Below are 12,499 nucleotides of genomic sequence, written 5' to 3'. Positions count from 1 at the left end.
GGGATGCAGCGATGGAGAATACAGGCGATCGGGCGGCCCAGGCAGCGGGGCCGGGGCAGATTTCGATAGAGGCAAGGATAAGCGATCTCGTCCGATTGGGCATCATCGGGCTTTTCGCTTATTGGACCTTGGTTCTCATCGCCCCTTTTGCACTGATCGTCATCTGGTCGGCCATCCTTGCGATCGCGCTTTTCCCAATGTTCGAGGCGCTCTCCCGGGTGATGGGAAACCGGCCCGTCATCGCGGCCATCATCATCGTCCTCTTTTGTCTCGTCCTGATCATCGCGCCGCTTGCCCTCGTTGCGGTCAATTTCGCCGATGCCGCGCAGGCGCTGATCGGCAAATTATGGACGGAGAACTTTACGCTGCCCTCGGCGCCGGCCGCCATTCGGGAATGGCCTGTCGTCGGCGAACGGCTCTATTCCATCTGGAATCAGATTGCAGGCGATCTGGCTGCCACCGTCGTCAAATTTCAGGCGCCCATTCGTGAAGTTGCGGCCGTTATCGTCGCAAAGCTCGCCTCGATCGGCGGCGGCGTATTGAGCTTTGTCGCTTCGATCATTCTTTCCGGCATCTTTCTGACGAGAGCGGCACGGCTGGCTGGAGCAATACAGGTGCTGGCGAGCCGGATCGCCGGTGAAAAGGGCGTCGGCTTTGCCCGGCTGGCGGGAGCCACGGTGCGCAACGTATCCCGGGGCGTCATCGGCGTTGCCTTCCTGCAGACGCTCCTCTGCGGGCTATGCTTCGCCGTCTTCGGCGTCCCGGCGCGCGGGGCGCTGACGTTCGGGATTTTCATGCTTTGCCTGATGCAGCTCGGGCCTGGCCTCGTGCTTCTTCCGGTCATCATTTGGTCGTGGTTTTCGTGGTCGCCTTCCCTCGCCCTTGCCTTCACCGTCGTTGCGGTGCCGATCATGGTCATCGACAACATATTGAAGCCCATCCTGATGGCGAGAGGCCTCTCGACCCCGATGCCGGTGATCCTGATCGGCGTCATCGGCGGCACTCTTTCCCACGGGCTTCTGGGCCTGTTTTTGGGGCCGATCGTGCTCAGCGTCTTCTATGAGCTCCTGAGGGCCTGGGCATGGCCGCAAGTGATCCCGACCGAGCCGGAAAGCAGCACAGCCGGTTTCGATGTCCAGACGGGACGCATCGGGCCCGCTGAATGAGTGGTTGTCGCAGCCTGTACCAGCCGAGTTCACCGGCTCTTGCAGTAGACGACGACCTCCTGCTCGATTTCACGGCAGAGCTGTTCATACTCGCTGATCAGTTCTTCTGCCATCGGGCTCTGTTTTCGAAACCGCTCCAGCGCATCGACGGCAAGATCATAGGCTTCGAACATTTCCCCGAGCGCCTCACTGGTCATGCCGGCCAGAAGATGCCGGATATCGGGGAGTCTCAACATCAGTTTTCTGCGACCGCGCTCCTGGCTCATCGATCAGCTCCGCATTCAAGACATGCCCCGCAATGAATACGAAGCGATGAAAGCGTCGGATCGTTCCCGGGATCACAAAGAAATGTGCCGGATTTGGCAACGAATCCTCGGTTGTTGCGCTCGGGAAAAAATCCCGGCGACTTGCCGCAGGTCCGCTTGCTTCAACGTGTGCTCGATAATGCGAAGCGGCTCTTGCAACTCCAGGCTCCTGGGATATGATGCTTTAGAAGGTGCTTACATAATTGCGTGATCTTGTCGTAGGGGCGAGCATGAGAAACGCAACGAAAGCCAATGCGTTCAGCAGTCTTAGGCCGACGGCTGAGGAAATCTGCCGACAAGTCGAGCGAATTCTCGCAAGCGAGGAATTTCACGCGCCGAAGCGCGGCCGAAATTTCCTCGAATTCGTCGTCAGCGAGACGCTCGCCGGTCGGTCGAGCTTCCTGAAAGCGTTCACCATAGCCAATGTGGTGTTCGGCCGGGAGGCTACGTTCGACCCGCAGAATGATCCGGTCGTCCGGATCGAGGCCGGACGGATTCGAAAGGCGCTGGAGCGTTATTATCTCGTCGCGGGCCAGGCGGACGAGGTCATCATTACGGTGCCTAAAGGCGGATATGTGCCGCATTTCGAATATCTGCGGGACGAACCGGCTCCGCCGCCGGCTGAGCCGGAACCTTCCCGCATCGAAGAACCGGCCGATCCAAATCATCCGCTTCAGCAAGCGCCTTCTCCGGCTCCGCCGGCCACTCGCCGCCTTGGAGCCGGTCTCCCGACTGCCCTCGTCCTTCTTCTCCTTGCGCTTGCATCTGCGGTTTTCATTCTGCGAGGTGCACCGACTGGCTCTCAGCCAACAGCCGTGCCGACCGTTGCTGTCGAGGCGTTTGCGGAAAACAGCTCGGTTGATTCGGGTTCGGATATCGCCCGTGGCCTGAGAGACGATGTTATCGGCCAGCTTGCGCAGCTCGATGACATTGTCGTGGTGGCCGATCCCGTAACCGGTGGTCGTGCCGATGCTGCCGGCTACCTGCTTCAGGGCAATGTCCAGATGGACGGGACGAGGCTGCGCTCCGTTGTGAGGCTGGTGCGCCAGGCGAACGGAGCCGTCATCTGGGCCGACAATTTCGATGGCGATCTTCGTCTTCAGAACAAGCTTGCAATTCAGGCAAGTATCGCGCGGCAGATCGCCGACGCGATAGCGCAGCCGCAAGGCGTCATCTTTCAGGCCGAAACAGATGTCGTCGCGGAGCCGGTCCGGAAGGCGGATCAACATGTTTTTGCCTGCCGCCCCGCCTATGCCGGCTATACGAGGGCGATGACCGCGCAAAGCCACAGCGCGGTGCGCGAGTGCCTGCAACAGGCAACCCGACGGGATCCCGACGATGCTGCGTCCTGGGCGCTCTTGTCTTTGGTCTACCTCGATGAAGTGAGATTTCGCTACAAGCTCGACACGCCGCCTTCGGCCGAACCTCTCGAACTGGCAAACGCTTCGGCGGAGCGGGCGGCATCGCTCGCCCCCGACGATCCCAGGGTGCAGCGCGCCGTCATGCTGGCGAACTTCTTCAGAGGAGATATCGACAAGGCGCTGGCGGCAGGCACTGCGGCCTATGCCGCAGATCCCAACGACGTGGAAGTCGCGGGCGAATATGGCTTGCGGCTGGCAATGTCCGGAAAATGGCAATCGGGTTGCGAGCTGGTAGCCATCGCGGTTGACAAGAATGCCGGCCTCAGAGGCCATTACGAGGGCGGGATGGCGATGTGCGCGTTGATGAGGGGCGATCTCCAAGCGGCAGAACGATGGGCGCGAATATCCGATCTCGACGGCAACCCCATGCGGCATCTCGCATTGCTGTCCATTCTCGGAGCCGCAGGCAAGATGGACGAGGCCAGGCTGGAGCGCGATTGGCTCCAAAACCACGCGCCGGCATTGATGACGAACATCCGTCAGGAGATTTCCCTGCGCCTGCAGCGGCCGGAGGATCAGGATAAGTTCTTCGACGGGCTGCGCGCCGCTGGGGTGACCGTTGCCTCGCCGGCGGAAAGGTGATGAACGATCCGAAACGGACGATTCCGCTATGGAAGAAGGCCCGCGGCGCCGAGCTTGCGGCTGCGTGAAATCTCCATGGCGATTTGAGCCGCAATCTCATCCTCGACATCGAGAATGGTTTGGCCGCGCAGGTCGCGATCATATTGATTGGCCCAGACGACCGCGCCGTCGGCGCCGTTTATCAGGCGGACTTGCAGATGCAGGGCCGTGCCGTCGATAAGAGCGCTTCCCTGCAGATTGAGCAGCGAACCGAGAGTTTCCGTGCCGGATCGGCCGGGCGCAAGCACGATAAGGCTGTCCACCTTCATCAGCTTGGCGATCAGCTGATCGACCAATCCCTTGGCAAAATCCGCTCCTCGGTCGGTGCCGCCGAGGGCTGCGAAGGGTTCGACGACAATCCTCGTCTTGCTGTTCACCGGCGGGGCGGCGGAAGCCGGCGGGGCTTCCGGCGTTGCGAGGTAGGATGCGAGCGGACGGACGAGGACGAGTGCCCCTATCGCACCGATCAAGACGGCAATGCCGGCCGGCAGGAGAAGATCGCGATAAGCTATCGGTCGCCGATGCCGGGACCGTTGCTGGTTGTTTTCGCGATGTGCCGCAGCGACCGCTTCGCCTGCATTCGAGATGGCTTCACCACTCGAAAAGCGCGGGGCATAGCCGCCTTTGGGAATGGTGATGTTTATCGGGTCGCTGCTTCCGCATACGAGATAATATCGTTCGAGTGCGCGACGGATGCGTCCGGCCTCGATTCGGACGACAGGATCGTTCTGCGCATCGAAGGAGGCGTCGCGCCCGAAGACTGCCTGTGCGATTGCAAAGGCCTTGATCTGTTCGCCATGCCCTTCCAGCGTCTGTTCCACGATATATTGCAGGAAGCGGCGGCCGCGTTCGGAGGCAAGAAATTCCGGGCTTGCCAATATGCGATCAAGCTGCGCGCGAATGCTTGCAGGTTCATGACGCGCCTGGCCGTGCCCGTTCTCCATCGGTGCCATTTCGATCTCCCGCGATATCGCCTAACGGCGACAGCGTTCTTCCCTGCAGCCGCCAGCCGACCGGATCATTTAGCCGGCGTCGCAGCGCTCGCCTGCTGCGCGCGGATCGCTTGCGTGGCCGCCGCCGCGCCGCCGCCCTTGTCGTCGCCTCCGACTTGCACCGTCGGCTGCGCGAACGAGATCCCGTTTGCCAGAAACACCTCCCGGATCTTGGCGTAGGCCTTGCGGCGGATATAGGTCTGCATGCCGGGAACCGTCGTCATGGCAAAGCTCAGCACGATGCCGTAGTCGGCGAATTGCTCGACACCCTTCATCTTCAGCGGTTCGATGAAATGCTGGCCGAGTTCAGAATCTTCCATCAGTTCGGCGCCGATCTTCTTGGTCAGCTTGCGCGCTTTTTCGATGTCGGTATCGAAGCCGACGGTGATCCTGAATTTGTCGATCACCCAATCCCGGCTCAAGTTCTCGACGGCGCCCAACTCGCTGAAGGGCACCGTGTAAACCGGCCCGCGATGATGGCGCAGGCGGACCGAACGCAGGCTGAAGCTCTCCACCGTTCCCTTGTAGTCCTTGGCCTGGATGTACTCGCCGACGCGGAAGGCGTCGTCCAGCATGTAGAATACGCCGTTGATGACATCCTTGACCAAAGTCTGCGAGCCGAAACCGATGGCCACGCCGAAGATTCCCGCACCCGCGATCAGCGGGCCGATCTGCACGCCGAGTTGCGCCAGCACGATCAATCCGGCCATGACGGCGACGGCGACGGCCAGCGCGTTGCGGAAGATCGGCAGAAGCGTGCGGAACCGCGCACGCCGGGCCGCGTCGGCCGGCGCGAGCGATGTGGTCGTGGTCGATACCCGGAGCGTTCGGTCGATCCAAGCCCGCGCCACCTGCCAAAGAAGGTCGGCGACCACGAGGATCAGAACGCTCTTCAGGCCACCGTAAAACAGAGCGACGACCGTCGGGTCGCGCTGGCCCAGCGTATCGGGATTGAGGCGCCAGACGAGCGCGAGCCATCCGACGGCGAGCGCGATAACGGCGGCGCGCGCGCCCCGGGCGATGAGGATGCCGCGCAGGCTGCCGGAATCGCTGGTGAAGGACAGCGCGATGCGGCCGACGGCTCCGAGGATTCCCGGTAACACGAGCGCATAGATGCCGATCCAGAACAGGCCCTTCATGCCGGCACACCAGACGAGCCACAGGATGACGAGGAAGCCCGTTATCGCCACTTTCCAGCTGCGGCTTCCCGCCCAGATCGCCCAGACGGCCTCGATGGCAAGCAGCAGTCCGATCACCGAGAAACAGTAGTTGATTGCTTCGCGGACGGCGGCGGAAACGCCGAGTGACTCGCCGACGGCCGCCGTGGCGACCGCAAAACAGATCACTCCGAAGAGGATCATCAGCCTTCTGCGCAGCGGGGAGTCGATCGCCGCCGCCGACAGCAGCACGGCCGTCAATCGAAACAGGATGAACGCCGAGAGATAGGCAAGAAGCGTCAGGCGCGCGAGAGGCGGCCATTCGATCGCGAAAAACACGATGCTCATGGCGCCCGCGAATATGCCGACCGGGATAAGCCGTCCAACCAGCGTATCGCGGCGAACGGCAAATCTTCGATACGCAGCCTCGGCAACAAGGCCAAAGGCGATGAGGCCGGCGAAAATGACGAAAACCGGTGCATAGCCTCTACTGATGGCATCCTGCCTTGCCCTTGTCGCCGCCGCCGCCACTTCGACAGGTATGGCGGGTATGGCCGCCACGATCTCGTTCACCCGCGCCCGCGCACCGGCCTCCCATCTGGCCAAGCCTGAATTGGCCGATGGTGAGGCCGGTGTCGCAGGCCCGCTCCCCTGTTTGCGGCTATCAAGCCAGGCCTTGACATCGGGATCCTGCAGAAGGCGCACAAGTTCGTCGATCTTCTCACCGGGATCGGCCGCAGGCGTTTGCGCGAAAGCGTTCAACGCGAAGAGCAAGGCGGCGGTAAAGGAAAGAAGCCATCTCAACCCGGAACTCCTCACTGCGTCAGCGTCTGTTGCTTCAGGTCGCCGTCGAGCGTCTGGTCGGCGGAACGAGGCGGTCTTTTCTTCGTCACAGGCTGTTCGATGATCGCAACCGGTGCTGCGACTGCGGTGGCGGCGACGGTGCCGATATTCGTCATCGTTCCGCCGACGACGGCCGTAATGCCCTGGCCCAAAGTGACCTTGGAATCCGTCAAGGTCTGGCCGGTCATGAGGCGTTCGCCGATGAGCTGGACGATCTCGGGACTTTCGGCAAATTTGCCGTGATTGAGCCTGTCGTGCGTTTTCACCTTCGTCAGGTCGATGGCCGTGATGCCGGCTTTTTCCAGCCTCGAGCGGTAGGGCTCTTCCGCCGGATTGATGGCGCCGAGACGGGAAACGCGGCCGGTGATGAAACTGGAAACCGCCAGAGCCTTATCGTCCTGGGACACGAAGATCGTGAATTTCGGACGCGGATCGCCCATCTCCACATATTGCTTGGCGAAAACCTGGATATCGATGTCGGGCGAGGCGAGGATGACATTGCGGATCTTCGAATTGACGTGGCCATCGCGTATCCCCATCTGCCGCAGGGATTCCATGGCAAGCCAAGTGCCCATCGAGTGAGCCATGATGGTGATGTCCTTGACGTCAGGATCGGCGGCCAGCGTGCGCAGCGCCTGCTCCAGCGCCGTGCGCGAATAATTCGTGCTTTCCTTGTCGTATTGGTAGGCGGTGATCTCAGCTCTCGACGGCCAGGTGAACAGGATCGGGGTCGCCTGCATCTTGCTGTCGTGCGCGATCTGCGCCAGCCGGAAAACCGAATCCTCATAGGTGTTGTTGAAGCCGTGAATGAAGACGAGCGCATGGCCGCCCTTCACATGCTGGCGGAACCACACGCGCCCCTGTGCGACGGTGTCGATCTGCTGAACATGGGTCACGGCAAAATCGGTGGCCGGATCGGGCGGAAGGCGCTTCGGCCATTGCACCGTGCCGGTTTCGCGTTTTGCCGGGATCGAAATCGAGATCTGGGTCAGATGCGGCTTGGAACTGCGTTCGCCGTTGAAGAGCGTTGCCGGATCCCCGGAAGGGGATCGCGTGGTCGCAACCAGCATATCGACCTTGGATGTCCGCGCCGTCGACAATGACGTTGAAACCGGCGTCATTACGCCTTCCGGATGTCCGCAACTCGTCAGAATCAAAAGGAGGAAAAGAACCGCATTATGCTTTGCCATTCACGCATCCAGCAATCGCTCGGGGAGGAGGCTTTCTGGGCTTGAATATTAGCAGGCGGCACAGGCCGGCGCCTGTAGCATCACGTAATATCTGTTCGCCTTCAAGGCGATCGACAGGACCGTGCGATTGCTCCTGAGATGTGAGCCCGGAGCCTACGCGGTCGCACCGAAGCCGATGGCGGCGCGCAAGCGCGTATCCCTGGGGCTTTCTCCGAAAGCGCTACGGTAGATCGCGGAAAATCTGCCGGGGTGAAAAAAGCCCCAGGTCGTGCAGATGTCGCGGAGGGTTTGCTGGTTCAATGGATCCCGCAGCTGGTCGTGAACGGCTTTCAGCCTGATCGTGCGCAGATAAGCGCCGGGTGACGTTCCCCGGAAGGTCTTGAAGCCGGTTTGCAGGGCCCGCAGTGAAATCCCGACTTCATCGGCCACCATCGACATGGTGAAAGGCTCGGCGATGTTGGCATGCATGTAGTCGATCGCGCGCCGGACATGCCACGGCGCAACCGCCGAGATTTTCTTTTTTTCGAAATGGCCGGAAAGACGATGCTGGGCGAAGCGGATCACCAGGTCGGCCAGCGCTTCGCTCATTGTCGACAGGGCGAGCGGCGAGGAGAGAAGGGGACCGCCGTCGCGCATGCCCTGGATGATCGTCTGCGTCAGATTGCCGATCAGCCGGCCCGCCGGACTTGAAAGGTCCACGACGGGCTCTAGGTCCAGCGATTCGAAGGTCGGCGTTTCCAGGAGCGAGAAGAGCGTTCGTCTCATGACCTTCCAATCCAGGAAAAGCACATCCGAACGGTGCGGACCGTGCACCAACCGATCGTCGGCCTCATGATTGTTGGCCATGAGAATCTGGCCTGGTCCACCCTCTGCGGTCCTCTTCCCGATCGTTAGCTGAAAGGACCCTTTATGGGGAATGAAAAGCGCAAGATGTTGCGGGCTTTCGTCGAGCGTCCGGATTTTCCAGGACGTCGGGTAAACCGAGTGAACCGCCGTCAGCGGGCCACCTCGTCTCATGTCCGCTGCCCAGTTGAAGGCTCGGTCGTCGCCCAGCGGTTTTGCGCCAAAGACGCCGTAGCCGGTTGTGAAGGCTCGCACCATCGACTCGAAGTCGTCACCTTCAAGAGTCGGCACAAAGCCATAATCATGCTCGCGTCGCGAGTTATTAGATCTTAGCCATACCATGCAGCTCGGCTCTTTCCGTTTTCCACACCCTGCCGGTCGAAACGCCCTCTTCTATCTCGGGCGGCATGGCTATATCCTTCCCTCCAACGCTCAGAATCAGTCTCCCTTTCTCTTCCCAAAATACTGTCGTCCCGGCTGGCTCGGCCAATCTCGACACAGCAGGCAGGACCTCGGTTTGGCAGAAGCAAAGCATCCCCGACGGGTTTCACACTCCCAGTGTAAATCAAAATGATCTGAAAATGAAGTACGTCCCTCTAAACCATGTTGCGCCGCATTTTCTGCGCGACTCTCAACCATTGCGGGTGGCCTCCCGCAATGAGCGGGATCTTTTGCGGCTGATCTGGAAATCTCCCGGCATCGAACGCTCTGATCTGACCGAGCCGCTCGATCTCACCCAGCAATCCTTGCACAGGATTGTCGGGCGGCTCCACGACCGGGGAATGATCGCCTTCTCGCCTTCGGAAAACCGGCGCCCCGGCCCGCCGAGTCCGGAGCTGACGCTCTGCAGGGATTGGTGCCTAACGCTCGGCATTTCCGTGAATGTCGGTTCGATCGGCCTATGTCTCATGGGGTTCGGAGAACCCCTGGAAAACATGGAAATTGCTCAGTCCGGATCTTCGCTGGCCGAAGAGATGGACAGGATCGAAGCGGCGGTCGAAGAGCTTCTCGCCCGCCGCGGCGCCAAGCGGCGCGACGTATTCGGCGTCGGTCTGGCGGTCGCCGGCCACCGCATGCTGGAAACGGCCTTCAATTGCCCGTTGCCGCTTGCGCATTGGTCATTGATCGATCTGGCGCCCCTGCTCGGAAGGCAGCTCGGCCTGCCGGTCTGGGCCGATAATGTCGCCAGAACCGCAGCTTTGGCGGAAGCGATTTTCGGTGTCGGCCGCGATGTCGCGGATTTCGCCTATATTGCCCATCTTCACGGCTATGGCGGCGGCCTCGTATCCGGCGGCATGCCGTTTCGCGGCAGTTTCGGCAATGCCGGCGAATATTCCGTTCTCTTCGGGCGTCAGGATTACGACGACCGCCCTGCGCTCAGCCTCCTGCTTCAAGAACTCCATGCCAGGGGCTATCAGGACTTGACGCTGAAGGACCTGAAAAACGAAAATTTGGTGGAGTGGGACGGCGTTGCCGAATGGGTCGATCGCGTCGCGCCCGCGCACAACCGCGCCATCAACGCCATCTGCGCGGTGTTCGACCCGGCCTTGATCGTCCTCGGCGGCGAGCTTCCGCATTCGCTGGCAAGAATGCTGATCGAACGGACCGAATTCAACAACCTGCCTCGCCACGGCGCATTGCGCGATGTCCCCAAGCTTACCGTGGCCGAGGTCGTCGATGCCCCCGGCGCGATCGGCGCGGCCTTGATCCCACTCGTCGAAACCGTCTTGTGACGACGCGCTGCGCCTCCGCTTCATCGTCCAGCGGTTATCGCCCCTTCCGCAACAAGAACCTCATGAGCGGCCTTGAAGGCTTCCAGCCCGGCCGGAATGCCTGAATAGACGGTGGCGTGCAGGAGAATCTCCTTTATCTCCTCGACGCTGACGCCGTTTTGCAGCGCGCCCTTGACGTGCAGCTTCAATTCGGAAGGCTTCGAGAGCGCCGTCAGCATCGCGAGATTGAGCATCGAGCGCGTCTTTCGGTCCAATCCCTCCCGAGTCCAGGTGGAGCCCCAGCACCATTCCGTCGTCAGCCGCTGGAAAGCCATCATGAAGTCGTCTGCCTTCTCGAGGCTTCTATCGACATATTCGGCGCCGAGCACGGCGCGGCGCATTTCCAAACCTTTTTCGAATAGCTCGTTTTCGGCCACGTTATTCTCCTGATTGAAAGGCTTACGACGGGCAGGTTCGGCCGGACGACGGGATAGTCAAGGAAAAACACGTCTGATCGAACCGGCATCGGCGCGCAGACCGCTCGATACGGCGCCATTTGGCCGAGGCTAAAAAACCTCGGCCAGACTTCATGGCCGGATCGAACGCAACAGCGAGCGCAGGTCAGCGGCCGTAGGTGACCTCGACAGACGCTTTGCCGAGCGTATTGGCCCTGACATAGAAGCCGACCATGGCGCCGGGCGCCGTGTCGGGCAGGGGCAGCTTGTCCACCGACAGCGCGTAGACGGTGAACTGATAGTGGTGCGGCGCATCGCCGGCCGGAGGACAGGCGCCGCCATATCCTGAAGTGCCAAAATCGGTCTGGCCTTCGACGGCGCCTTCGGGAAGCTTCTTCTCACCGCTTGCGCCGGTGGCGATCTTCGAGACATTTGCCGGAATGTTGAACACCGACCAGTGCCACCAGCCGGAGCCTGTCGGCGCATCCGGATCGTAGGCCATGATGGCGAAGCTCTTGGTGCCCTCGGGAGCGCCGGACCAGGCGAGTTCCGGCGAAATGTTCTTGCCCGAGCAGCCGAAGCTGTTGAAGACCTGCGCCTCGGCCATGGCCTTGCCGGCGGTCAGATCGGTGGAGGTGAGCTTCATTTCGGCCTGTGCGGCCGCGGCGCCGATGAGGGACGTGGCGAGAAGTGCTGTTATGAAACGCATTTTGCTTTCCTGCGGTTGATGATGCAGCAGAGCTATCGTCACTGCGAAAGCGCGTCTGCCCCGCTATGCTCAACTTCTGTCCCGATCCGCTCAAACAACTCGGATCCGTTGCGCACATGGCGTGGACTGACGCCGAACCGCTCCTTGAAGCGCGCCGCGAACTGGGACGGCGAGTCGTAACCGACTTCGAATGCGACCTGCGCCATGGAAAGGGCGGTCGTCTGAACAAGGGCGAGGGCCCTGTTCATCCTTGTATCGCTCAGGATTTCACTGAAGCCGCTATTCTCGGCCGCCAGCCTGCGCCTGAGCGTCGCTTCGCTCATGTTGAACGCGTGCGCCGCATGCCGCAGCGTCCAGCCGAAGGCCGGATCGGTTTCGATCATCTGCCGCAGCCGGTCTTCGAGCCGAGAGCTCCGGCTTTGGCCCAGCACCGCTCCCGATAACGCGAACCAGGTGACGAGTTCCATCAAGCGTGCCTTGGCGATGGCGACGGGAAGCCTGGCCAGATTGCCGGGCTGACAGCAATAGTCGAACAAGGCGGCCGCTTCCGCCGGCATGTCGGAAGAACGCGCGGGAAGAGGCATCGGCGGGACGGCAATCGAGCCCATGCGGGCATAGGCATCCTCGAACAATTGTCTGGGAACGGGAAGCGCGATGGTCTGATAGGGCTGTGGCGCCTTAGGGATGTTTTCCATCATCAGGGGTTGATAATCGGGCAGCAGGCCGTAGGCGCCCGCCTCGAACCGCAAAGCCTCGTCATTGGCGGCGACGATCTTCGTTCCCGACAGCACCTGCATCAGCAGGGGGCTCGTATTGACGAGGCGATAGAAACAGGCCCGCCCGCCCTGTCGGATCAAGGCTCCGGTTGGAATGGGAAAATCCTCGTGTTCCATGCATTCCCCAGCGATACGATGATGGCTCATGCGCTCCGTCTGCCAGATCGCGAGACCGAAGCCAAGACAGCGAACACTAGAAGGGCGATTCCGGCAATAAGCCGGAGCGCGTAGAATTTTCCCGCCTGTCCCAGCGGTCTTTGCCAATTCCTCAATGAGAGGATTTATCCTTGTTGCGGGAATCTCACCGAT

The 12,499-nt window shown here is 61.1% G+C and carries 11 protein-coding genes; 3 read left to right on the top strand and 8 right to left on the bottom strand.

Annotation, left to right across the window (positions count from 1 at the left end):
• Positions 1-11: 11 nt before the first annotated feature.
• Positions 12-1,166: an AI-2E family transporter gene (locus tag ATY77_RS06760; RefSeq protein ID WP_088686654.1), complete on the top strand. Its 1,155-nt coding sequence runs from the start codon at positions 12-14 to the stop codon at positions 1,164-1,166.
• Positions 1,167-1,195: 29 nt separating this feature from the next.
• Here ATY77_RS06760 and ATY77_RS06755 read toward each other — a convergent pair whose 3' ends face one another.
• Positions 1,196-1,432, bottom strand: coding sequence for a hypothetical protein (locus ATY77_RS06755; RefSeq protein ID WP_088676382.1), 237 nt, complete (start codon positions 1,430-1,432; stop codon positions 1,196-1,198).
• Between the two features lie 269 nt (positions 1,433-1,701).
• Here ATY77_RS06755 and ATY77_RS06750 point away from each other — a divergent pair, with 269 nt between their 5' ends.
• Positions 1,702-3,474: a hypothetical protein gene (locus tag ATY77_RS06750; RefSeq protein ID WP_190237587.1), complete on the top strand. Its 1,773-nt coding sequence runs from the start codon at positions 1,702-1,704 to the stop codon at positions 3,472-3,474.
• Positions 3,475-3,500: 26 nt separating this feature from the next.
• Here the strand turns inward: ATY77_RS06750 and ATY77_RS06745 are convergent, their stop codons facing one another.
• The 4 genes from ATY77_RS06745 to ATY77_RS06730 form a co-directional block, all read right to left on the bottom strand.
• Positions 3,501-4,466 (bottom strand): hypothetical protein, encoded by a 966-nt coding sequence (locus ATY77_RS06745; protein WP_088686652.1) that lies wholly within the window; start codon positions 4,464-4,466, stop codon positions 3,501-3,503.
• A gap of 65 nt (positions 4,467-4,531) precedes the next feature.
• On the bottom strand, positions 4,532-6,466 hold the full coding sequence (locus tag ATY77_RS06740) for a mechanosensitive ion channel family protein (protein ID WP_088686651.1): 1,935 nt from the start codon (positions 6,464-6,466) through the stop codon (positions 4,532-4,534).
• A gap of 11 nt (positions 6,467-6,477) precedes the next feature.
• Positions 6,478-7,695, bottom strand: a complete 1,218-nt coding sequence (locus tag ATY77_RS06735) for an alpha/beta hydrolase (RefSeq protein ID WP_088686650.1) — start codon at positions 7,693-7,695, stop codon at positions 6,478-6,480.
• 153 nt (positions 7,696-7,848) lie between these two features.
• Positions 7,849-8,880: an AraC family transcriptional regulator gene (locus tag ATY77_RS06730; RefSeq protein WP_088686649.1), complete on the bottom strand. Its 1,032-nt coding sequence runs from the start codon at positions 8,878-8,880 to the stop codon at positions 7,849-7,851.
• A gap of 239 nt (positions 8,881-9,119) precedes the next feature.
• Between ATY77_RS06730 and ATY77_RS06725 the strand changes: the two genes are divergently transcribed.
• Positions 9,120-10,271 (top strand): ROK family transcriptional regulator, encoded by a 1,152-nt coding sequence (locus tag ATY77_RS06725; RefSeq protein ID WP_088686648.1) that lies wholly within the window; start codon positions 9,120-9,122, stop codon positions 10,269-10,271.
• A 20-nt stretch (positions 10,272-10,291) separates the two neighbouring features.
• On the opposite strand, the gene ATY77_RS06720 is transcribed toward ATY77_RS06725, so the two are convergent.
• The 3 genes from ATY77_RS06720 to ATY77_RS06710 form a co-directional block, all read right to left on the bottom strand.
• Complete coding sequence (locus ATY77_RS06720) at positions 10,292-10,651, bottom strand: carboxymuconolactone decarboxylase family protein (protein ID WP_088686701.1); 360 nt, start codon at positions 10,649-10,651, stop codon at positions 10,292-10,294.
• Between the two features lie 220 nt (positions 10,652-10,871).
• Positions 10,872-11,414: a YbhB/YbcL family Raf kinase inhibitor-like protein gene (locus tag ATY77_RS06715; protein WP_088686647.1), complete on the bottom strand. Its 543-nt coding sequence runs from the start codon at positions 11,412-11,414 to the stop codon at positions 10,872-10,874.
• A 38-nt stretch (positions 11,415-11,452) separates the two neighbouring features.
• The gene (locus tag ATY77_RS06710) at positions 11,453-12,307 is read right to left on the bottom strand and encodes a helix-turn-helix transcriptional regulator (RefSeq protein ID WP_088686646.1); all 855 of its coding nucleotides are present in this window, start codon (positions 12,305-12,307) and stop codon (positions 11,453-11,455) included.
• Positions 12,308-12,499: the final 192 nt, after the last annotated feature.

This window comes from Rhizobium sp. R634 (genome assembly GCF_002211305.1).
GTDB lineage: Bacteria > Pseudomonadota > Alphaproteobacteria > Rhizobiales > Rhizobiaceae > Rhizobium.
Note: the sequence above shows the minus strand (reverse complement) of the source record. Positions and strands in the feature narration are given on the sequence as shown.